The organism is Paracoccus litorisediminis (assembly GCF_009711205.1).
GTDB lineage: Bacteria > Pseudomonadota > Alphaproteobacteria > Rhodobacterales > Rhodobacteraceae > Paracoccus > Paracoccus litorisediminis.
Map to the genome: position 1 here is coordinate 57609 of NZ_WMIG01000019.1, position 21672 is coordinate 79280.

18 protein-coding genes and 4 pseudogenes are annotated in these 21672 nt (G+C 61.2%); 10 read left to right on the plus strand and 12 right to left on the minus strand.

Annotated elements, in window-relative coordinates:
• The first annotated feature begins 10 nt into the window (after positions 1-10).
• Both GL300_RS21170 and GL300_RS21175 read left to right on the plus strand, forming a co-directional pair.
• Complete coding sequence (locus GL300_RS21170) at positions 11-1114, plus strand: porin (RefSeq protein ID WP_155041681.1); 1104 nt, start codon at positions 11-13, stop codon at positions 1112-1114.
• A 24-nt stretch (positions 1115-1138) separates the two neighbouring features.
• A complete protein-coding gene (locus tag GL300_RS21175; protein ID WP_155041682.1) occupies positions 1139-2212 on the plus strand; it encodes an AI-2E family transporter in 1074 nt (357 codons plus the stop codon).
• Between the two features lie 4 nt (positions 2213-2216).
• Here the strand turns inward: GL300_RS21175 and GL300_RS21180 are convergent, their stop codons facing one another.
• From GL300_RS21180 to GL300_RS27520, 3 genes and pseudogenes are all read right to left on the minus strand, one after another.
• Positions 2217-3122, minus strand: a complete 906-nt coding sequence (locus GL300_RS21180; protein WP_155041683.1) for a DUF2950 domain-containing protein — start codon at positions 3120-3122, stop codon at positions 2217-2219.
• Complete coding sequence (locus GL300_RS21185; RefSeq protein ID WP_170297761.1) at positions 3119-4618, minus strand: DUF3300 domain-containing protein; 1500 nt, start codon at positions 4616-4618, stop codon at positions 3119-3121. The genes GL300_RS21180 and GL300_RS21185 overlap by 4 nt, the downstream gene beginning before the upstream one ends.
• A gap of 682 nt (positions 4619-5300) precedes the next feature.
• Positions 5301-5423: pseudogene (locus tag GL300_RS27520) on the minus strand (IS1096 element passenger TnpR family protein); the annotation flags it as partial.
• Positions 5424-5452: 29 nt separating this feature from the next.
• Here GL300_RS27520 and GL300_RS27525 point away from each other — a divergent pair.
• Together GL300_RS27525 and GL300_RS21200 are read left to right on the plus strand one after the other, a co-directional pair.
• Positions 5453-5599, plus strand: a pseudogene (locus GL300_RS27525) (integrase core domain-containing protein); the annotation flags it as partial.
• 80 nt (positions 5600-5679) lie between these two features.
• Positions 5680-5850, plus strand: a pseudogene (locus tag GL300_RS21200) (transposase); the annotation flags it as partial.
• A gap of 62 nt (positions 5851-5912) precedes the next feature.
• Here GL300_RS21200 and GL300_RS21205 read toward each other — a convergent pair.
• From GL300_RS21205 to GL300_RS21220, 4 genes are all read right to left on the minus strand, one after another.
• Positions 5913-6566 carry an outer membrane protein gene (locus GL300_RS21205; RefSeq protein ID WP_155041685.1) on the minus strand — a complete coding sequence of 218 codons (654 nt, stop codon included), beginning with the start codon at positions 6564-6566 and terminating at the stop codon, positions 5913-5915.
• A gap of 54 nt (positions 6567-6620) precedes the next feature.
• Positions 6621-6998 carry a type II toxin-antitoxin system ParD family antitoxin gene (locus GL300_RS27325; protein WP_155041686.1) on the minus strand — a complete coding sequence of 126 codons (378 nt, stop codon included), beginning with the start codon at positions 6996-6998 and terminating at the stop codon, positions 6621-6623.
• Between the two features lie 583 nt (positions 6999-7581).
• Entirely contained in the window at positions 7582-7809 is a 228-nt protein-coding gene (locus tag GL300_RS21215) for a hypothetical protein (RefSeq protein WP_155041687.1), read from the minus strand.
• Positions 7778-8062, minus strand: coding sequence for a BrnT family toxin (locus GL300_RS21220; RefSeq protein ID WP_155041688.1), 285 nt, complete (start codon positions 8060-8062; stop codon positions 7778-7780). Before GL300_RS21220 ends, GL300_RS21215 begins: the two co-directional genes overlap by 32 nt.
• Before the next feature lie 515 nt (positions 8063-8577).
• On the opposite strand from GL300_RS21220, the gene repA reads away from it, so the two are divergent.
• The 3 genes from repA to repC all read left to right on the plus strand — a co-directional run bounded on the left by repA (position 8578) and on the right by repC (position 12132).
• On the plus strand, positions 8578-9819 hold the full coding sequence (gene repA, locus GL300_RS21225) for a plasmid partitioning protein RepA (protein ID WP_155041689.1): 1242 nt from the start codon (positions 8578-8580) through the stop codon (positions 9817-9819).
• Complete coding sequence (gene repB / locus GL300_RS21230; protein ID WP_155041690.1) at positions 9819-10799, plus strand: plasmid partitioning protein RepB; 981 nt, start codon at positions 9819-9821, stop codon at positions 10797-10799. Before repA ends, repB begins: the two co-directional genes overlap by 1 nt.
• A 235-nt stretch (positions 10800-11034) precedes the next feature.
• Entirely contained in the window at positions 11035-12132 is a 1098-nt protein-coding gene (repC, locus tag GL300_RS21235; protein WP_155041691.1) for a plasmid replication protein RepC, read from the plus strand.
• Between the two features lie 4 nt (positions 12133-12136).
• Here the strand turns inward: repC and GL300_RS21240 are convergent.
• The 5 genes and pseudogenes from GL300_RS21240 to GL300_RS21255 form a co-directional block, all read right to left on the minus strand.
• Positions 12137-15483 (minus strand): annotated as a pseudogene (locus GL300_RS21240) (error-prone DNA polymerase).
• Positions 15483-15668, minus strand: coding sequence for a hypothetical protein (locus GL300_RS27330; protein ID WP_343043153.1), 186 nt, complete (start codon positions 15666-15668; stop codon positions 15483-15485). The pseudogene GL300_RS21240 and the gene GL300_RS27330 overlap by 1 nt, the downstream one beginning before the upstream one ends.
• 65 nt (positions 15669-15733) lie before the next feature.
• Complete coding sequence (locus GL300_RS21245; protein WP_343043154.1) at positions 15734-16882, minus strand: Y-family DNA polymerase; 1149 nt, start codon at positions 16880-16882, stop codon at positions 15734-15736.
• Positions 16883-16904: 22 nt separating this feature from the next.
• Positions 16905-17465, minus strand: coding sequence for an ImuA family protein (locus GL300_RS21250; protein WP_155041700.1), 561 nt, complete (start codon positions 17463-17465; stop codon positions 16905-16907).
• Positions 17455-18075, minus strand: coding sequence for an SOS response-associated peptidase family protein (locus GL300_RS21255; protein ID WP_246195299.1), 621 nt, complete (start codon positions 18073-18075; stop codon positions 17455-17457). Before GL300_RS21255 ends, GL300_RS21250 begins: the two co-directional genes overlap by 11 nt.
• A 262-nt stretch (positions 18076-18337) precedes the next feature.
• Between GL300_RS21255 and GL300_RS21260 the strand changes: the two genes are divergently transcribed.
• From GL300_RS21260 to GL300_RS21270, 3 genes are all read left to right on the plus strand, one after another.
• Positions 18338-19765 carry a DUF6880 family protein gene (locus GL300_RS21260; RefSeq protein WP_155041692.1) on the plus strand — a complete coding sequence of 476 codons (1428 nt, stop codon included), beginning with the start codon at positions 18338-18340 and terminating at the stop codon, positions 19763-19765.
• A 246-nt stretch (positions 19766-20011) separates the two neighbouring features.
• The gene (locus tag GL300_RS21265; protein WP_343043156.1) at positions 20012-20302 is read left to right on the plus strand and encodes a helix-turn-helix domain-containing protein; all 291 of its coding nucleotides are present in this window, start codon (positions 20012-20014) and stop codon (positions 20300-20302) included.
• Complete coding sequence (locus tag GL300_RS21270) at positions 20299-21606, plus strand: HipA domain-containing protein (protein ID WP_155041693.1); 1308 nt, start codon at positions 20299-20301, stop codon at positions 21604-21606. Before GL300_RS21265 ends, GL300_RS21270 begins: the two co-directional genes overlap by 4 nt.
• The last annotated feature ends 66 nt before the right edge of the window (positions 21607-21672 follow it).

Sequence of the window (21672 nt, forward strand, 5' to 3'; positions counted from 1 at the left end):
AGATCACAGCATGAAGACGAGGACGGTTATCATCACGTCCGGTCTCTGCCTTGCCGCGCTGCCGGGCTGGGCCGAGGACCTGACCTTCATCCATCCCTCCGGCGCGACCGCGACCTTCTATGGCCAGTTGAACCTGACCTATCAGCGCGTCGATGATGGCGAGGAGTCCTTTGACGATTTCGTCGACAACGGCAACTCGGTCAGCCGTCTGGGCTTCTGGGTCGACGTGCCGATGGGTGAAAACAAGCTGCGCTTCAATTTTGAAACCGGGCTGGGCTTCAAGACCACCTCGGATACCAACCAGATCGACGATCCCGACTGGATCGACTGGCAAAGGACCGATCTGCGGAAATTCGAGGCGGTCTATATTGCGAACTTCGGCTCGGTCTGGATTGGTCAGGGCAGCATGGCCACCGATGGCGTGGCCGAGATCGACAATTCCGGCACCAGCGTTGTCGGCTATGCCAACCTGCCCGATACCGCCGGCGGCTATGAATTCCGCGATGGCGATACCCTGTCGGGCATTTCGATCGGGGACACCTTCAAGGATTTCGACGGCTCGCGGCGTTTCCGCGTCCGTTATGACACACCCGAGTTTTCCGGCTTCACCTTCTCGGCCGCCTATGGCGAGGAAATTCTGGCCGAGGATGACGACGCCACCTACTACGACGTCGCTCTGCGCTATGCCTATGACACCGACGTCTACAAGGCCGCTGCCGGGATCGGCTATGCGTGGAAAAGCGACGATGACGACGATACCGAACAGCTGGTCGCCTCGACCTCGATCCAGCATCTGCCGACGGGCCTTAGCGCAACGCTGGCCGCCGGGGATGGGCGGGACGACAATGGCAGCTATGGCTACATCAAGCTGGGCTGGGCGGGCGACCTGATCGATTACGGCAGCACCGCCGTGTCCATCGACTATTTCGACGGCTCTGACTACGTGATTTCGGGGTCGGATTCGAAATCCTGGGGCATTCAGGCAGTCCAGAAATTCGACGATTACAATCTCGAGGCCTATCTGGGCTATCGCGAGTACCAATTCGACGACGATACCGGCGCAGACTATCAGGATATCAGCGCATTGCTGCTGGGAACGCGTTGGAAATTCTAAACGCGCCCCACAAGGAGACGCCGGTTGGACAACCCAAAGGACAGGCCGGAACAGTTTGACGCGCGGGTGACCGATCTCGTGATCCGGCTTTGCCTTCTGGGTCTGTTTATCTACTTGTCCTTCGCGCTGATCCGACCCTTTCTTCCGATCCTGGTCTGGGCGTTGGTCATTGCCGTAGCATTGGCCCCAGTGCATGAGTGGCTCGCGAGAAGTTTGGGCGGAAGACGGATAGCTGCAGTGTTGCTAGGTCTAGTGATGCTGATTGTGGTCCTCGGTCCAATTGCCGCGCTGTCCGCCAGTCTGGTTGAGACGATTCACATCCTCAAGGCTCGCATCGAGGGCGGTGCGCTGCATCTTCCGCCAATACCTACACGCCTGTCCGGTCTCCCACTGGTCGGGGAAACGATCGCGGCGGCTTGGCAGATGGCGTCAACCAATCTAGAAGGCTTGATGCTGCGTTATCGCGGTGCAGTGGCCCCGTTGGGAGCACGTTTGCTCGGGCTCTTCTCGCAGATCGGGCTGGATCTGGTACGCTTCATCCTGTCCATCCTTCTGGCCTCTGTACTTCTTGTGGCAGCCCCGGGCCTTTCCGTCTGGGGGCGAATGCTTGCCACGCGCATCCTTGCGCCACGCGGCGAACAATTCGTGGAAATTGTAGCTCAGACGATCCGCAATGTTTCGCGAGGAGTCGTAGGAATTGCCTTGCTGCAATCGATCCTGATCAGTGTGGTCTTGCAACTGGCTGGTGTGGCCGGAGCAGGCCTTTTGGCCTTTGTGATCCTTATTCTATGTATCCTGCAGATAGGGCCTGCGCTGGTCGTACTTCCCGTTTTGGTTTGGGCCTGGCTGACTATGTCGGCAGGGCAGGCCATCCTGTTGACGGCCTTGCTTCTTCCGCTGACCTTCATGGACAACGTGCTAAAACCCATGTTGATGGGGCGAGGGCTTTCGACACCGGCGGTTGTTATCTTTCTAGGCCTGATTGGCGGCACCCTGTCGTTTGGGCTGATTGGGTTGTTCCTCGGACCGGTGGTTTTGGCAGTGTTTTATGACCTTCTGCGGTCTTGGATCCTGTATACCGATCCGTCCAACGAATGATCTGTCATTCCACCGGTGCCCATTCCTCGGTCGGGTCGAAAAGCTCAATCTTTGCGGCTTTTTCCAGCGTGTCTTCGCCCAGATCGGTCTGATAGACGATGCCGGGTTCGGCCACGATGAAGCTCATGATGCCGCTGTCGCCATAGGCTGCGGGATAGGCCACGATGGCATGGCCTGAAACCATGTTGCCATTGACCATGTAGCTATAGGCCCCGCCGGGTGCCGCCGGACCCTGACCCTGAAGGATGCGGAAATAGTAGCCCTCATAGGGTTCGGGCTCCCGGTCCTCTCCGTCGCTGCTGAAGCCGGTGAAATTGGCGCGGGCAAGACTTTCGTCAAAGGGACTGGGCGGCGAGTCGGGGTCTTCTGCCCAGAAAAGCCCGTCATGCTGGCCCGGCGTGGACAGAATCGACGCGGCGAACTCCATTACCCCGTCGCCGTCATAATCGGTCTGACGAAAGCTTGCCTGAACCTCATGGGCGCGGCGCAGCAGGCCGATGACCTCAAGCTCATTCCGACCGATGCGCCGTGCCAAGACCTCCTCGCGCGCGCTTTCGGCGTCAAAGCTCCAACCGGTATCGCCTTTGACCAGATCGGCGGGAAAGGGCCACATCTCGCGCCCGGCCAGCAGCGTCATCCGGCCGTCGCCCGCAGGTTCCAGCCGGTGGATCGCATGCATGTCGTCAAGGAATTCGCGCCAAACCACGCGATCCTCTTCGGCGTCTCCGGTGGAGACCACGTCTTCGGCCTCGGGGCCGAAAATCTGCAGGACCGCCGCCTTGTCCTTGGCCTCAAGTGCCGTGACAAGTGCCGTGACCGCGGCCTCGGGCGTGTCGAAATATTGCGGCGCGGCCCAGGCACCCGGTGCCGTGCCGATGAGCAGGGCGAGTGTGGAAATGATGCGTTTCATCTTCTTCCTCCCCGACCGCCGCCGCGGCCGCCCATGCTGCTGTGCCCGCGCTGGCTTGCCGCCGAGGGGTGTGGCCCGCTGGGTTTCTTGAACGCGTTCGGACGGCTCTGGGTGGCGCGCGCCTTGGGCATCTTTTGCGCCGAAGGCCGAGACGCATGGCTCGCGCGCTGCCCCGAGGGGCGTGCGCCCGCGCTAGGCCGATTGGCTGCGGGCTTGGCCTGCCGCACCGGCTGCTTGCGGTTCGCGGCGGCCTGACCAGTCTTTTTCTTGGCGGCCTTGAGATTGGCGGGCTTCGCCCCCGAGGCCTTGCGCGCCTCGATCTTTTTCTTGGCGGCATCGCGGTTTGCCGGAGTGGCCAGCGGCTTCTGGTTCGGCCGGTTGCCTGCCCGGTCACCGACGGCCTGACGGACATCGCCGCGGTCGATCTGGGCGCGATTGGCCGCACCGATACTGACCCGTTCGCCGCCGCCGATCCGGTCGCGGTCTATGTTGACCTTGTCGCGGTCGATATTGATATCGCCCCGGTCGATATTGCGGTCACCGCGATCGATGGTGATGTCGCCGCGATCCCAGTCGATATCGTCATCGACATCCCAGCCATCCCAATCATCATCGTCGAAGATCTCGTCAAGAATTACCGCGCCGCCCAGCAGCACGCCGCCGGTCACCAGAATGTCGTCCCAGTCGGTGCCGTCGTCATAGCCGTAATTGTAGCCATAGTGGTAATTGGGCGCGGTCGAGGCAGGGATCGGGGTCGAATAGACCACATTGCTGTCATAGGTCGGGACATAGACCACGCCGGGATCTGCCGGGGCGATCTGGATCTTGTCATTGACCTTTTCGACCTTCTGGACCGGGCTATCGGCAAGATAGCCCATTTTCTCGGCCTTGCCCCGCAGGCGCTGGATCGAGGCCAGCACGTCGTCGGTCTGTCCGACCACGGCCTCACCAGCCTGCTCGGTCCAGTCCATATTGTCGCTCATGCGGGTAATCACGTCGGGAAAGCCGGCGGCAAGCTCGCGCACGCTGTCATCCCAAGGCTCGGCCGAAGCCAGTTTGGCGCGTTCCTTGTCGGGCGTGTCGGCATTGTCCTCGACGAAGTTTCCGGCTTTGGCCACGTCCAGCGGAAAGGTCGTGGCAACCAGCGTCGGGGTCAGCAACTGGTCCGGGAACAGCGCGACCGGCCCGAACAGCGTGTCGAGTTCGTCGGGCGAAAGCGTGCCCTCGGCCGCGATCGCGGCCTGCATCGCCGGTGAGGGCGTCGCACCCTGCGCACCGCTGGCGCAGGGGATGTTCAACGTCATTCCGACCGCAAGGCTTTCCGGTTTGCCGCCCAGCACATCCCGGTTTGCATCAAGGATGAGGCCGTAAAGATTGGCGTCGCCATAGGCGCGTGTGGCGAGCTTGCTCAGCGTCTCGCCGCTGGCAACCACATGCGGGTTGCCGCAGGTCAGGGCGTCCTGTGCCAGCAATGGTGGGGCGGTTGCAGACAGCATCAGGCCTGCCGCGAGACCGCGGCGCAGACAACGACCTGAAAGCAAGTAGAGGCTCCTCGACTGAGCTTGAGACATCTGCCCGCTCCCCGATCAAAAAAAGCACAAAATGCCTAGCATACGAATCAGACCCTAGGCTGGAGATGGATAGTTGGGAAGTGATGCAATTACATCAGGGGCGGTTTATCCACCTAGGATCCGTGGGGTCAGTTGTACAAATCCCTTCAGGGATTCATCATTAGAAGCCAGTTGGATAGCTTGTGTCGTGTGATGAAGGTTACGAGATATCCGCCGACTTCGCCTGCCCCGATAGGGTGGTCCACTAAACGATAGGATTTCGAACTGACGTTTGTTTTTGGCGAGCGCGGCGTCCCACTCAGCCTCCGGAAATTTGAATAGGCACTTTGTTCAGCATATCTGCAAGACCGGGTGTTCGACCACGCGAGAAACCGCCGTGTCTCCTGACGTAACCATCCGGCGCAGGCCGCGGCTGCGATGCTCAGGGGGCGCCCATGGGCGCTTTGGGTTTGGCGGGCCGGGGAGCCCATCTTTTCGCGAGCCGGTCAAGGCGTTCGACTATGCTGTCGCTACAGGCATCTTCGGGATCAAATGATCAACCTGACCAGCGAACCATATCGTCGTGCTGCTCGTGGTCCGGATCGGCGAGGGCTAGGAGGAATTCCTCTTAGCCTAGGGCACCACCGGCGTCCTCGGGTGGGCAGGCTCCGCTGACCTTCAGAAGCCGCGGATAGGTCACACCCGGGACGGTCTCGTTGACCTCCTCTATCCGGATGCTGTGATCCCAGTCATCACCGACGTCGTCTCAGCCCTTGGAAATCGGTTGGTCAGGTCGAATGGGAAGCCCTGAAATGGGTCGACTGGTATAACAAGACGCGCCTGCACAGAGCCATCGGTTACGTAACCCCGAACGAAGCTGAGGAGGCATTCTACACAAGCTTGATCGCCGCCGAAAAAGCAGCCTAGTCATTGAACCACAAACTCTACGGTAAACCCGGGGCGCTTCAGCCAAGTAACTGCCGGTTATCGCATTCATTCCCGGATTGACGGCGACAGGATGCGAGGTTTGGCCGCATCGATGGGTCGTCGAGCGAACATTCGCATCACTCGGACGATTCCGCAGGTTGGCAAAGGATTGGGAGCGATCGGTGGACAGCTCAGGGGCCCGAACCCTAAACGCAAGCATCAGGCGCACCGCGACTCGCAAGACACTGCGATTTCAAGGGAGATATTTGAATCAGGTTCTCATGCAGGCCGGGCGCCCGTCCGTCAGTTTTCGTCAAAAGGCATAGCTCATGCCGACGAGAAGATCGAAGGTCTCGAACTTGCCGTCGAAGCTCTCCTCGTCGGGGCCGTCAAACTTTCCCGACTCGGTCTCGAACCAGCGTCCCTCGGCATAGAGGCTTACATTGGGGTTCAGTTCGTAGCTGACACCGCCGATCAACTGGTAGGCAAACAACGTCTCGCTGTCGAAATCCTGGCCGCCGGCACTCATCTCCACGTTGGCCCCGCCGATGCCACCGCCGAGATAGGGCCGCATCGCCCCGCTCGCACCCATGCCGTCGAACATGTAAAGGGCATTGAACATGAAAGCGTTGGCAGAGGTGTCGCCGTCGGTCCGGTCGCCTTCGTCACGGTCTGTGACGGTGAAGTCGGCGTTGCGGTAGGCGTATTCGATCTCCATCGAGATATTCGGCGTGACGGCCGCGCCGACCGCGACGCCCAAGGTATACCCGGTGTCATGATCGAAGCTGGGGAGGGCGATTTGCGTCCCATCCTCCGTGAGGGCGGAGTCAAAGCTCGACGGCCAGGTCGCGCCTCCGAAACTCTTGACGTAGAGTTCTCCCAGCGAAAACGCCTGACCGGATGCCATCTCCTCACCCCCCGCCAGCGTGGCGATCGCCACTGCTGCGACAAAAGGAGCATGTCTCATCGACCTCTACCTTTCTCGGTTCCTCGCCCAAGCATAATTTTACACCACCCGCGATCAATGTGTAACAAATTTGTCGGGGCGCGGCGGATAGAGCGCAAAGGCATATTTGCTGCTGAAGGACAGCATGATCCAGCTTGGCGCCTCCAGATCGGCTTCGACCTCAGGCGTCAGCTTCAGGACGCAGAGGCACTCACTGCTCATGTCGGCTGCGCATGCGACCCTTGAACGATCCCAATCGAAAGGTCTGTCACGGCCGCTTTCAACACCGGTCGTGACAGCGGCTAGCAGCTGCTCCACTGCCTGGGACCGGTCCTGGTCACGCCTGATCAAATAGCGCACATAATCACTGGAATTGCTGACGCGGCCGCCTTGAGCCTGCTCTTCGACCCAGGTCTTCATTGGGTCGGGGATAGAGACGTTCATCGTTGCCATCGAGGCTGCTCCACCGTGCGCGCCCAGCAATGATGACAATCTTTGCTATTAAAGTTCAGAGAGCCGGCCAAAGCTGTGGGGCTGTTGGATGGGTTCCTGTGTGAGAGGTGGCCGTTGATGAAAGCAGTCGTCGCGGAAAGCTCGCCAGAAACATTTTCGATGAGGTCGCCTGAGACTTCGCCTATTGAATGGCCAGACTTCAGAAGGACGGTGGGCAAGCTTGCGGGCCCCCTCGCGCAGTCTGCTCTCCCCCTGATTGCACCACATAACACCCGTTCCCAAAAGTTCGCGGTTTGTTATGGTAGGGAAGAGTCGCCGGGTGGTTGTGAGAAACGAACCGGCGCCAGCGTTCCCACATCCCGATCGCGGCACTTATAGAATCGAACGCCATACGGCGAAGATCCAGTGCCGGCTTTCGACCCCCGGTGCGATCCGGGCGGCCGCTCCGTCTGCGGCTTCAATCACCGTGGCATAGAACTGGTGAGCCCATCCTCGCAACCGCGGCTGCTAAACTGCACCTCCAATTGCCCAGCCCAGACACCGGGCGTCAGCCCACCCTACTGTCCTGATAAATAGTTGTTGCTTATCCCGCCCTCGCGAGGGCCTTCCGTAGGAGCTCGTTTACGAAGGCGCTCTTGTTACCGACCGCATCCAGCTTTGCGGCAATCTCGCGATCCAACATGAAATTCCGCCGAACCTTGCGATCATCCGGCAACATGCTCGGGCGACCCCGCGCGGCCTTAGTGAAAAAGGCGTCTCCCAGTTCTGGCACCTCGCCGTCAGCGTCGATCAGGGGTTTGGTCTTGCTCATAGCGTCTCCTTTCTCGGTCATTTGCCTTGCGCAGGCTGATCACACGTAGGGTATCACTGCGCACACACCATGCCACGACGCATAGCCGATCCTGTATGGGGACAAGGCTAATAAAGCGGGCCTCGCCATAATCGGCGCGATCGTCTTCGACGGTCAGGGCGGCATCCCATTCGGCATCTGCCACCGATGCGAAATCCAAGCCGCGCTCTTGCAGCGTGTTGGATCGCTTCGTCTCATCCCATTCAAGCTTCATAGAATTAAATATACACACATAAATTGATCTGTCAATTGATGCGTGCGTTTGACATAATGGGTCTAACTCCGCCTACTCACGCCCCTCGGCGTCTTTGTCGGTAGCGTCTCCGTCATCTGGATGCTGTGCAGTGCGGGTGCCAGCGGCTTGCGTTAACAGGACATAAAGTAGTCGGGTTGGGGTCCCCGCGAGCCTAAGGGAGGTGAGCGATATCCGAATCGGCACTAGCGTCGGGAGTGGCAAAGCTACGCACGTCACGGATTTGCCAATTACTTGCCGAGCTTACTCATCGCCTTCAGAGACGACGGCTTCAACTTTTAATCCGCAAAAACATATAGTTATAATGTATACGCCGCGATTGATCGTCCAACTTGCACTCATGGTCCTCAAAATAATGTTTGCCTGACCAATGGTTGCATGTCATTTCTTGTCCCGACGCTCAAAAGGGTAATTTCGACCTCATCAGCGTCAACTACTCACGAAGAGCCATAAACGGCCGACAGAGCGGGGCATTGATGAACGATCTGAGCAGCACATCGTCTGATGATCTGGGTGTCGATGTCGACATGATCAGTCACTATTCGGACGTTCTGGCAGCATCGCTTGATCAGGAGATGCGGCGCGCGTATCGGCCAACAGAACGCAAGACCTTACGCAAGTTCACTGCTGGCGAGGTGTCGGAATATACCGGCATCACGGCGTCAAACTTGAGAACTCGCCACAAGGACGGCTCCTTCCCCGAGGTCGAGACTGACGCGCGCGGGCATCGGCTTTACTCCGCCGAGGAAATTGCAAAAATCCGGGACATCATGTTTCGCACCGGCAAGAACGGCGAAGCATACAAACCCGGTCGCCGCGATGGCGACGAAATGCAGGTCATTTCGGTAGTGAATTTCAAAGGTGGGAGTTCGAAGACGACCACCTGCATCCATTTGGCTCAGCGTTATGCCTTGCGGGGATATCGCGTGCTCGCCATCGACATGGATGCGCAAGGCAGCTTGACGACCTTCTTTGGCTATCGTCCGGAACTGGATTTCGAAAAGGATGGCGAGTTCACGATCTATGATGCCTTGGCTTATGAGGACCCCGCATCCGGCATTCGCCGCGCAGACCTAAAGCAGGTCATCCGCAAGACCTATTTCCCGAATCTCGACATTGCGCCTGCCAGTCTGATCCTAGCCGAATACGAGACCGAGACGGCAAACGCGCTCAGCCAGAACGCGATGGGCCGGGCTGCCCATTCGCTGTTTGCGGTCCGCCTGACCGAAGCGCTGCTGAGTGCCCGGGATGACTATGACCTTGTTCTGATTGACTGCCCGCCCCAGCTCGGCTTCACGACCCTGACTGCTTTGGCGGCATCCAACGGGCTTCTCGTGACCGTTGTCCCTGGGATGCTGGACATCGCGAGCATGAGCCAGTTTCTCAAGTTAGCGGCCGAAACCATGCGTGCGATCAATGAAAGCACCGGGGGATCGCAAGAATGGGATTTCCTCAAATTTCTGATCACACGCTACGAGCCCTCGGATGGGCCGCAGACACAGATGTCGAGCTACCTGCGCCACCTTCTGGGCAGCCTGGTGATGGTCAATCCCATGCTTAAATCCACGGCTATCAGTGATGCGGGCATGACCCATCAGACGATATATGAAGTTGATCCAAAGCAACTTGTGCGGACGACGCTCGATCGAGCCCGAAACAGCGTGAATGCGGTTGCAGACGAGCTTGAGGTCGCGATCCAGAAAGTTTGGGCTCGTTAATGGCACGGAAGCTATTCGATACGATCAAGGCTGGCACGCCCTCCCCTATCGTCTCTGACTCTTATCCGTCAGCTGGAGACGAGCTAGGTCAGCCTCGAAACCGTTCTGCTCGCGCGCTGCGCGGTGGCCTTCTGGAAATGAGCGCGAACTCTGTCCGGGATTTGGACCCGTCTTCGATTATCGAGGACGGGCCGAAGGACCGGCTCGCCCTTGAGGTGGAGGGCATCCAGGCCCTTGCGGAGAGCATAAGACAACATGGCCAGCAAGTTCCGATTCTGGTGCGCCCCACTAGCGAACCTGACCGATATCGCGTGGTCTATGGTCGGAGGCGCCTTGCCGCGGCCCGCCTCGCTGGTGTTCCAGTCAAAGCGCTTGTCCGCAGTCTTGACGATACCGCATCCATCGTCGCGCAAGGTCAAGAAAACAGCCTTCGCCTCAACCCATCCTTCATCGAAAAGGCGATCTTCGTCGGCGCTCTGCGGGACGCGGGCTACGAGAGCGGTACGATACAGGACGCTCTGGGTATTAGCCGGCAAGCACTGTCCTTGCTGAGCATTGTGCAGCAGGCAATTCCACTGACTGTCATCGAAGCAATCGGTCCTGCCCATGACATCGGGCGTCGCCGCTGGATGGAACTGGCTGACCTCGCCCGCGAGTCAAGCACCGACCTCTTGGCAGCGCTTTCGAAGGCTCAGCCCCGCCTGTCGAAAGAGCTCTCCAGCGACCGACGCTTTGAAATTGTCCTGGCCGCCTCAAAGACCAAACCAACCGCTCACGCCGCCGACAAAACATCGGATGAAATGATCGCTGCCGCTGATGGCACGAGGCTTGGGCGAGTAAAGCGAACTGGCCAAGATGTTCTCCTTGCCTTCTCCGGGAAGGGAGCGCCCGAATTCTGCGCGTGGGTCGAGGAAAATGCCGACACCCTCATGCAGGAGCTTCACTCGAAATGGCTTAACAGACAAAAGCCAAGCGAGTGATCTTGCAGGCAACCCATTAACAAAGGAGCAGAAAGTCACCGCCAAAAAATAAGAGCCCCCCAGAGTATCCTCCGGAGAGCCCTAAGCTGTATGTGGTAATTCAGCTTTAGCAGCTTTTCCCTTGAATGGTCAAGAACTGCCAGATTGGCAGACTGGTCTTTTATGCCCTTTTTGCGGTGATTCCGCTGGAGGGCAGCGGATACTCATGGCCCAGCGGTGGTCCTGAAGAACAGTCATGAGACAGCTAGCCAGAAATCTCGCCGTCGCCGCACCTGCAACCGCCTCAAGTCGGCAGGCAAGCTCTTGGTGGGCCGTATTCCGCGACTTACGGGATGCACGCAGTGCCTATGGGCTCAAGGCCAGACATCTGACGACCCTTGCCGCCCTTTTAACTTTCCTGCCCGAAGGCGACGAAGAAATGATCGTTTTCGCATCAAACCGCACTATCCTTGAGCGTCTGAATGGCCTTTGCGAGCGCACTTTCCAACGGCATGTCGGAGAGCTTTGCGAAGCCGGCTTGGTGCGCCGCAACGACAGTTCCAATGGCAAACGCTTCAGGATGCGCCGTTCTGCCGAGATGGCCCTTAGCTACGGCTTCGACTTATCCCCGCTCATTGAGCAGGCCTCTCCAATTGCAGAGGCGGCCCAAGCCCAAAGGCACCGCGCGGCACATGTCGCGATGCTGCGACAGCAAATCCTCAAACGCCTTGCAAATCGTGATGAAATTGCGCTCAGCCCGAGCCGAGAAGCCGAGCTGCGGCTTTTCCTGAGGCGAGATCAGTCAGTCGAGGCTCTCAACGAACTCTTGAATGCGTTGCAGACCTCCTCTACCTCACCTGAGGAGGTGGTCTCGGAAGAGGCTACTAGCCTCGCCAAAACAACGAATTTGTCGGCCAGCAACCGTCATTTTGTCGGGCATCATCATAAGTCAAAAGAAAACGATATTGATAAAGATACGTCATCTGTACGCCCTGACACAGGATCGAAGCATCCAAGCGAATTTCTCGAAAAGCTTAGAAAAGCTTGCCCCACATCCAGCGAATGGCTCTCCAAAGGGCTTTCCACTTGGCGCGAGATCTTCGAGCAATTGCAACAGCTAGCCTCGTGGGCTGGAATCTCTGGCGCAGTCTATGCCAAAGCCGAACATCAAAACGGACCTGAGAAGACTGGAACGACACTTTTGGCTATCCTGGAAAGTGCGGACCGTATCAAACATCCAGCTGCCTATTTCTACGCGGTAACACTTGGTCAGCGTGCAGCCTCCTTTTCCACGGAAAAACTTCTCAATCGACTAACTGCAGCCCAACCATGTCATCCGTGGATGACATCGTGATTTGTCATCCGCGGATGACATTCTTGTCCCAATGAAAATCTCTGCTCGGAAACAGCTTCTTGGCCTGCTCGCGGGGATGCCGGGCGGCGGTTCGACTGCCAAGCCTGCCGGGCCGCAGATTCTCCCCTGCCCTTTCGGTTTCCGCGCCGATCTTGAGTTCTCGGCCGAGGATGCCAAGGCGCGGGGAAAGATCCTCGATATGTTCGGCGACGAGGTGGGTGACGGCACCTTCGCGCTCGATCCGGCCGGTGACGCGAAGCAGGCGGCCGGCGATGACCGGTTTGCGGAAGGCCTCGTAGACGGTTTTCCAGACGACGACATTGGCCACGCCGGTCTCGTCCTCGAGGGTCAGGAAGATGACGCCCGAGGCGGTGCCGGGGCGCTGGCGGGTGATGACGAGGCCGGTCACGGCCACCCTGCCCCGCGCCTCCGCCAGCCGCGCATGCGGCAGGCTTTCCGGCAGGTTCGGGCGCAGGATCTCGAGCGGATGGGCACGCAGGGACAGGCGCAGCGCGAGGTAGTCCTCGATCACCTCCTGGCCCAGCGTCATCTGCGGCAGATCGACTTGCGGCTCCAGGCCCCCTTCCCCGTCGAGGCCGAACAGCGGCAAAGGCTTCGCCGCGCGCAGCGCCTTGGCCTGCCAGAGCGCCTCGCGGCGGTTCAGCCCGAGGCTTGCAAAGGCGTCCGCCTCGGCCAGCCGCTCGAGCCCGTCGGGATGAATCCCTGCCCTGCGCCTGAGGCTTTCGACATCGGGATAGCCATTGCCGCGCGCGGCACCGATCCATGCGGCGTCTTCCTCGCGCATCGACTTGATCTGCCGGAAACCCAGCCGCAGCGCCAGGCTGCCATCGCCGCGCGGTTCCAGCAAGCAGTCCCAGTCCGAGTGATTGACCGAGACCGGGCGGATCTCGACGCCGTGGTCGCGGGCATCGCGGACCAGTTGCGCGGGCGCGTAGAAGCCCATCGGCTGGGCGTTCAACAGCGCGCAGGTGAAGACCGCTTGGTGGTGGCATTTGAGCCAGGCCGAGACATAGACCAGCCGGGCGAAGCTCGCGGCATGGCTTTCCGGGAAGCCGTAGGAGCCGAAGCCCTCGATCTGGGCAAAGCAGCGCGCCGCGAATTCGGCGTCATAGCCGCGCGCCAGCATGCCGCCGATGAAGCGGTCGCGGAAGGAACCGATCGTCCCCATGCGCTTGAAGGTGGCAAGCGAGCGGCGCAGCCGGTCCGCCTCGGCCGGCGAAAAACCCGCTGCGACAACGGCGATCTGCATCGTCTGCTCCTGGAACAGCGGCACGCCATAGGTGCGGCAGAGCACCTCCATCATCGCCGGGCCCAAGTCCTCGACCGGTTCCTTCTTTTGCCGGCGGTTGATGAAAGGATGAACCATGCCGCCCTGGATCGGGCCGGTTCGGACGATGGCGACCTCACAGAACAGATCGTAGAATTTGCGCGGCTGCATGCGCGGCAGGAAATTCAGCTGGGCCCGGCTCTCGACCTGGAAGACCCCGATAGCATCGGCGCGGCAGAGCATGTCATAGATGCGCGGGTCCTCGGCCGGGATATTCGCCAAGGTCCAGTCCTCGCGGTGATGGTCCCTGATCAGCCCGAAAGCCTTGCGGATCGCGGTCAGCATCCCGAACGCCAGGATGTCGACCTTGAGAAGACCCAGCGCGTCGATATCGTCCTTGTCCCATTCGATGACGGTGCGATCCTCCATCGCCGCATTCTCGATCGGGAAAAGCTCGTCGAGGCGATGACGAAGCGGCCGACATGCCGGCTGAGATGGCGCGGAAAGCCGATGATCTCGGCGATCAACTGCGTGGCCAGCGCGACGCGGCGGTCGCCGGGATTGAGGCCCGCGTCGCGCAAGCGGTCCTCGTCCGGCGCCGCGGATGACCAGCTCCAGATCTGTCCGGCGAGCCGCGCGATCACGTCCTGGCTCAGGCCCATGACCTTGCCGACCTCGCGGATCGCGGCGCGCGAGCGGAAATGGATCACCACCGCGGTCAGCCCGGCGCGCTCGCGGGTGTAGCGGTCATAGATCCACTGGATGACCTCCTCGCGGCACTCATGTTCGAAATCGACGTCGATATCCGGCGGCTCGCCGCGTTCCTTGGAAATGAAGCGCTCAAAGATCAGGGTGATGGTTTCCGGCGGGACCTCGGTGATGCCCAAGAGGTAGCAGACCACCGAATATGCCGCCGAGCCGCGGCCCTGGCACAGGATGCCTTGCGAGCGGGCATAGGTCACGATGTCATGCACGGTCAGGAAGTAAGGCGCGTAATCGACCTCGCGGATCAGGCGCAATTCCTTTTCGACCCGCGTCACGATCTTCGGCGGCGCGCCCTTGGGATAGCGCCAGGCGAGGCCTTCGCGGGCGAGGCGCTCCAGCCGGTTCTGCGCCGGCTCGCCGTCCAGGGCCTCGTCAGGATACTGATAGCGCAGCTCGTCAAGGCGGAAGCTGCAGCGATTGGCTATCTCGGCACTGCGGCGGAGCGCGGCCGGGTAACGGTGGAACATGCAGGCCATCTCGGCCCCGGACTTCAACCGGCGTTCACCATTGGCGAGGCGGTTCTCGCCGAGATTGTCGATGGTGCAGCCGAGCCGCAGGCAGGTCAGCACATCCGCGAGCGGCCGGCGGGCCGAGCGGTGCATCATCACCTCGCCGCAAGCGACCATGGGCAGGCCGGTCACCTGCGCCAGTTCCGCCAGCCGGTTGAAGCGCTCCTGATCCTGGCCATCATAGAAGGGGGCGGCACCGAGATGGCATTGCCCGGCAAAGGCCCGCGCGACCTGGCGCAGATCGGCCCTGTTCTGGTCCCGGGCGTCGGTGTCCAGGATATCCGGGGGCAGGGCGATCAGCACCATGCCCTGGCCCCAATCCAAGAGGTCCGCGCGGGTCAGGTGGCACTCGCCCTTGGGCGCGCGGCGCTTGCCCAAGGACAGCAGCCGCGTCAGTCGCGACCAGGCGGCAAGGTCGATCGGCAGGGCCAGCCATTCGACGGCGCTGTCCGTCAGCACAAGGCGCGCGCCGGGAATGAGCCGGGGCAGGGGCGTATCCACCGGGGATGACAGTCCCTCCAAAGGCGCTGCGGCGATCCGCTGGCGGCTGGAAGGATCGGTCACCTGCCGCGAGCGGATCTCGGGGCCTTCGCCCTGAGCCTCGTCACGTAGCCGCTGCAATTCCTTCAGCGCCGAGAAGGCTCGCACGACGCCCGCGACGGAATTGCGGTCGGTGATGGCAATGGCCGCAAGCCCCAGTTCGGCGGCGCGGGTGACCAGTTCCTCGGGATGCGAGGCGCCGCGCAGAAAGCTGAAATTCGAGGTCACGCAAAGCTCGGCATAATCCATCACAGGAAGGTCCCCTGGATCTGCCAGCCGGGCGCCATGGGCGTGTGAAAGAGCCAGAGCCGCGGCCCCTCGCAGGTCTCGATCCGCCAGTAGTCGCGCGTGCCGCTGCGCCAGGCCGGATCGTCCTGCCACCAATCCGGGGTGATCCGTTCCGGTCCTGCGGCACGCAGCGTGGTAAACTTCATGCGCCGCCAGCGGAAGCGGGCGGGTGGGTGACCCGAGGCGGAGAGGATAGGCTCTGGCGGAAAGATCAGCACGGGACGCCGCGGGCGCGGCCTGTGGGGCAGGGGGCTTGGCGCGCTATAGGCGGCGGGACCAGACGGAACGTGCGTTCGGGCAGCTGGCTTTCCACGGGCAGGAAGCACAGCACATGCTCGAAGCCCAGCCGGTTGCCGGGACGCGAGATCAGGTCGGAAAGTTCATCCGCCTGAGTGATCCGCATATCGCCGATTTGCTGCGGAGCCAGTGGTTCGGTGACAATGGCCTCAATGCGCAGGGCATCGATGCCGAAACCGGAATCCACCTCGTCCACCTGCTTGCGGAACAAGGCGGCCATGGCTTTGGGCTCGCGCATCGCCCGCGCAAGGCCGATCTCGATGGTGACGGCCTCCTTGTCAACCCGGTGCAACTCGAAGCAGAGCCGCCGCGCGCCCATGTGATTGGCTGCTAGCTTGTCGCAAAGCCACGCCAGCAGATGCTCGACGCCGGCCATGACATCCGCGGTCAGGCCGATTGGTTCGGCCAGGCTCATCCGCACCCCGAAATGCGGCGGCTCGGGTTCCGCCCCGACCGGCTCGGGCAGGGTGCCGAGCATCTGGTCGAGCCGCTGCACCAACTCGCGTCCAAAACGACGGGCAAGCGGCGCACGGGGCAGGGGGATCAGGTCAGAGATACGGACCAGCCCCATCCGGGCCAGCCCCTCGGCCGTGGCGGGCGGGATCCGCAGCGCCGAGACGGGCAGGGGGCCGAGCCGTTCCGCCAGCAGCCCGTCGGGCACGATCCCGTCACCATGCCGGGCCAGCGCATGCGCGCCGCCGCGCGATCCGGCGATCGCGCTACGCGCACTCAGACCCGCCCGGGCCAGCCGGGCTTGGAGGTCTTCTCGCAACTCCTCCTCGCCGCCAAAAAGATGCGCGACCCCGGTGATATCGGCGATCAGCCCGTCCTCGCCATCCGTGGCGATCTGGGGCGAGTAGCGGTCGGCCCAGCGGCGCAAGAGCTTCAGCCCCGCGATCTCGCCCGGGGGATCAGAGGGGCGGGTGGCCAGTTCGGGCAGGATGGCGCGGGCATCGGCCAGCGCCATGCCACGATAAAGGCCGCGCGCCTCGGCCTCGGCGTTCAGGCAGCGCAGGTGATCGGCATTGCCCGCGCGATGCGTCAGGGCAAAGGGCCCCGCCAAGGGGCGGGTCCGCAGGCTGATCTCACTCGCCAGCCTCGGAAACCAGATCGCAAACAGCCGACGCGCCATCCCAATGCACGGCCCACATCCCAAAAGTTCCTGATTTGTTCTTTTTAAGCCTCCAGCGATGCCGAGTCGAGTCCGCCGGGCCGGCGACCGGTTCACAATGCCAGCGCGTCTCGGCGGCATTGCAGCCATGGCCCTCGCGGATCAACAGAAGGCCGGTGGTGCGGCCCGCCTCGGCCGCCAGCTGCAGCCGCCGTCCGGCCGTCAGGTTGAGCGCTTTGCCGGGCTCGCCAATGACAAAGCCGCTGGCCGGGCTGCGCAGCGCCTCTTCGATGGCCCAGAGTAGATCGGTCTCGGTCCGGGTCTCGATGAGGTGCAAGCGCTCGGCAACACCCGGTGGCAGACCGTCGGGCAGGGGGCGGTGAGGTTCACGCTGCGGCAGCACCCAGAAGATCGGCCCCGGATGGCGCAGTGCTTGGAACAGCGCGAAACTGCTGCGGCCCTGACCCTCGGCCTCGTGGACCCGGGCCGGAGCAAGGGCCAGCGGATCTGCCGCTTGGCGGTTCTCATGCGGCATCTTCACGCGCCCCCTCCAGAACGATGTCCAATGCCCCATCGGCGAGTGGCCGTTGCAGCCGCAGCGCCTGATCAGTTGGCGCGGTCAGCCAGATGCGCCACTCCTCGGGCCGGGTCAGCACCACCGGCATGGCCTTGGGATGGACCCACCCCACCTCGCGATTGGGCGCGCAGGTCAGAAAGCCGAAGAGTTCGGCTCTGACTTCACCCTCCTTCAACTTGCGGACGGAGGTCCATTCGGTGCGGATGCCGGCAAAGAATCCCAGCGGCCGCTCCGCCCCGAGGGCGAACCGGATTGGATGGTTGCGCGGCGCGCCGGGACGCGCGTCCAGTTCCGAGAAGCTGGTGAAGGGCACACGGCACCGATGCTCGACCCCCAGCCAGCGCCGCCAATGCGGCGAGCCGAGATTGCGGATATTGGTGACCCTCGGATCGGTCCGCTTGCCCTCGAGATAAGCGGGCGGCGTCGGCATGCCCCAGCGCGCCATGGCCAACTGCCATCCGACATCGGGATGACGACGAATGATCGGCGCGGGATAATCCGGCCAGATCGCCGAAAGGGCAGGGAGGTTCCCGGTCTCGTCGATCAGGTCCTCGCCGGGCTCCAGCACATCGCGAACACCTGTCGCATCGCGTCTTGGCTCTTCGTCTGGGAGTAAAGATTGCACAAGAGAGACGTTCCTCATCCTACCTATACATGAAATAGCGCAGAACATTAAGCGAACAAATATACATCGAATGCCGATGCTGCGCGACAGGAGGAACCGCGCCTGACACCCGCGGACGCTAAAACATGCCGGTTTCTGTTTGATCCGGACGCCGCGCTCTGAAAGATGGGTAAAAGTTCAGGCCTCAAACTCGACCTCTCCAGAAATGTCCAAGAAAACCCTCAACCGCGACAATCTCGAAAAGCTCGGGGCGGAAAAGCTCGCCTCCTTAGTCATGGAACTGGTGCAGGGCAGCGCCGCGCTGCAGCGGCGGGCCCGGATGGAGCTCAGCGCCGCGCAGGGCCCCAAGGATGTGGCGGCGGATATCCGCAAGCGTTTCGCCTCGCTGCGCCGCTCCAGCAGCTTCGTCGATTGGCGCGGGCAGAAGGCACTGGTGAAGGACCTGAACGGCCTTCTCACGATGATCGAGAATACCGTCGCGCCGCATGATGTGAACGAGGCCTTTGAGCTGCTCTGGGCTTTCCTCCAATTGGCCCCCTCGATCCACGCGCGCACTGACGACAGTAACGGCGCAATCGGCGATGTCCTGCATGAGGCCGTCCAGATCATCGAGCGACTGTCGCCGAAGTTCACCATGTCGCCCCATGCGCTGGCCGAGCGGATTTTCGATGCGGTCAGCGATGCCGGCAATGGCGAATTCGACGACATCATCCCGGCCTTGTCGGGGAACCTCGGACCCGCAGGGCTCGAACATCTCAAGGAGATCACGAAGGCCTGGCAGGCCTCGCCGCCGACCGTGTTGGAACTGCAGCGCTTTCGCGGCTACGGGCGCACCACCAACCCCGAGGAAAGCGTGCGACGCAGCCGGGCCTCGACCGCCTCGGTCATCCTGGCGGATATCGCGGATGCGCAGGGCGATGTCGATGCCTATATGGCGCGCTATTCGGCGCAGCAGCTGACCTACGGCACCATCGCGCCCGACGTCGCGCGGCGCCTGCTCGATGCCGGTCGTGTCGAGGAGGCCTGCGAGATCATCTCGAAGGCGCGCGCCGCCGATCAGGCCCGAAACTTCCGCTACGAGCTCGACGAAATCCATGCCGAATGCCTTGAGCGGCAGGGCAGGGGGGACGAATTGAAGGCGCATCTCTGGCAGGCCTTCGAAGAGGTGCTTGACGGCCAGAGCCTGCGTAAATACCTCAAGCTGCTTCCCGATTTCGACGATATCGAAGCCGAGGAGAAGGCGCTGAACCTTGCCGAGGCCCATCCCGATCTGGCTGCGGCCCTGTATTTTCTGATCAAATGGCCTGCGCAGGATCGCGCCGCTCGCCTTGTGCTGGCGCGGGACGATGAGCTGGATGGGGATTTCTACGAGCTGTTGACGAGCTCGGCCGAGGCACTCGAGGCCCATCATCCCCTCGCCGCCACGCTGCTGCGCCGCGCGATGATCGAGGACACGCTCGAGGGCGGAAAATCGAAGCGCTACCGCTACGCCGCCCGCGATCTTGCGGAATGCAAGGCAAGCGAGCCCGCCATCGAAGACTTCGGTCGTTTTGCGACCCATCAGCAATTCGTCGATAGGCTCAAGCAGAAGCACGGCCGCAAATACGGATTCTGGCAATTGGTCGAGGCCTAAGGGCGGAGCCATCTCGTTCAGAGCGGGACCCGCTAGCCGGTGCGCGGCAGACCTCAGTTTATAACGATAAGCTGACAGAAGCGGATATTTGAGAATTCGCATACTCGTTCGCATTCTCTTACCGTTTTGGATAATACTTCGTCTCGAAGCCCGGAGCTGACGAGTATATTACCCAAAAAGATAAGATGGATTGCTGAAGTTCGCTCATCATTGTAATCTTACCTAAATAGGTAAGGACCTGAACCGGTGATCACTGATAACGAGCGCCAACTGCTTCATCATATGGGCCAACGCATCCGGGAGGTTAGAAACTCTCAGGGCCTGACGCTGGATCAACTCGCCCGTCTCACTGGTATCAGTGCCCCGGCACTGTCGCTGATAGAGACGGCGAAACGCGACCCTCGATTGACAACGCTTGCCCGTATTGCAGATGCGCTACGCTTGCCAGTTTCGCGCTTAATCGAGGCCGACGCCGCAGCCAGAACAACGCTTAGCGGGGACGCATCACAAGGCTATGACCTCGGAGACTACCAATGACGGCCTCTGTCCCGATTTGGTTTGACCAATTCCTGATCGGGCAGGTCGATGTCGCAGCGGATGGCGCGCTGTCACTGCGATATGCAGAGCCATGGCTGCAGACTGCCGGGGCATTTCCGCTTTCCGTTACCATGCCGCTGCGGCCTGATCCTTATCCGTCCGATCTCATATCGCCTTGGCTTGCGAACCTGCTGCCGGAAGAGCAGCAACTGCAGCTCCTGACGCGGTCACTGGGTTTGGACCAGGCGGATGTGCTGGCAGTGCTCAATGAGATAGGGGGCGATACTGCGGGCGCATTATCGTTTGGTGAACCGTCGGATCGTGGTCGCTGGGCCTATACGCCGCTCACGGAACTTTATCGGACCGGCGATGAACAGGAAGCACTGGAGCGCCACTTTCAGGATCTGGGCCGCAGGCCGTTCCTTGTGGGCGAGGAGGGCGTGCGTCAGTCCCTTGCAGGGGGTCAGAAAAAATCAGCTTTAGCCGTTCTTGCTGCCGATGGAGCGCCTGTGCTGCGCTTGCCCGGCAAAGGAGACATACTTGCCGTACCCCGCAATGGCGCGCCCTCCACGCTGATCGTGAAACCTGACAATCCCAATCTACCCGGTATCACCGAGAACGAAGTCTGGTGCCTGCGCATGGCACAGGCCATCGGCATTGCAGCCGCACAGACGACGGTCCTGCAGGCGACTGAGCGTTCGGCAATCGGGGTGTTGCGCTATGATCGCAGGCTCGGCCGCAACGGTCGTTTGCTCCGCCTGCACCAAGAGGACTTCGCCCAAGCGAATGGTCTGCCGCCTGGGCGTAAGTATGAGCGCGGTACCTTACCCGGCCTCGACCTGAAAATGCTTCTGGAAACAGGACGCCATGTCAGCGCGAGTGACGCGCTGGCGCTGCTCGATCAGGTCATCTTCAACATCCTTGTTGCCAACACCGATGCCCATGCGAAAAACTATTCCTTGATCCTGCCCGTGGGGGCGACACCGCGACTGGCGCCACTTTACGATGTGTCATCGGTATTGCCTTGGCCGCATGTCGTGCAGAGCTTCGCGCAAAAGATCGCCGGGAAAAAAAGGACATCAGAGCAGATCTCGGGTCGACACTGGGAAACGATTGCCCGCGAGATCGGATATCGCCCGACCGATGTTCGCAATCGGGTTCAGGAGCTCGTCGACAAAATGGTGGCCAATAGGGTGGAGATCACCGAGCAGGTTGCTGCCTTGGCAGGTGCGACCGAGGGCTATGCCGCGCAGGCTGCCGAGTTGATTGAAGAGAATGCACGTCGCATCGCTGGGCGATTGTAATCGATAACTCGGAAAGCTGCGAATTTCTGAAGGGCGGTCAGAGCACCGTTGGACAATGGCTTTCTA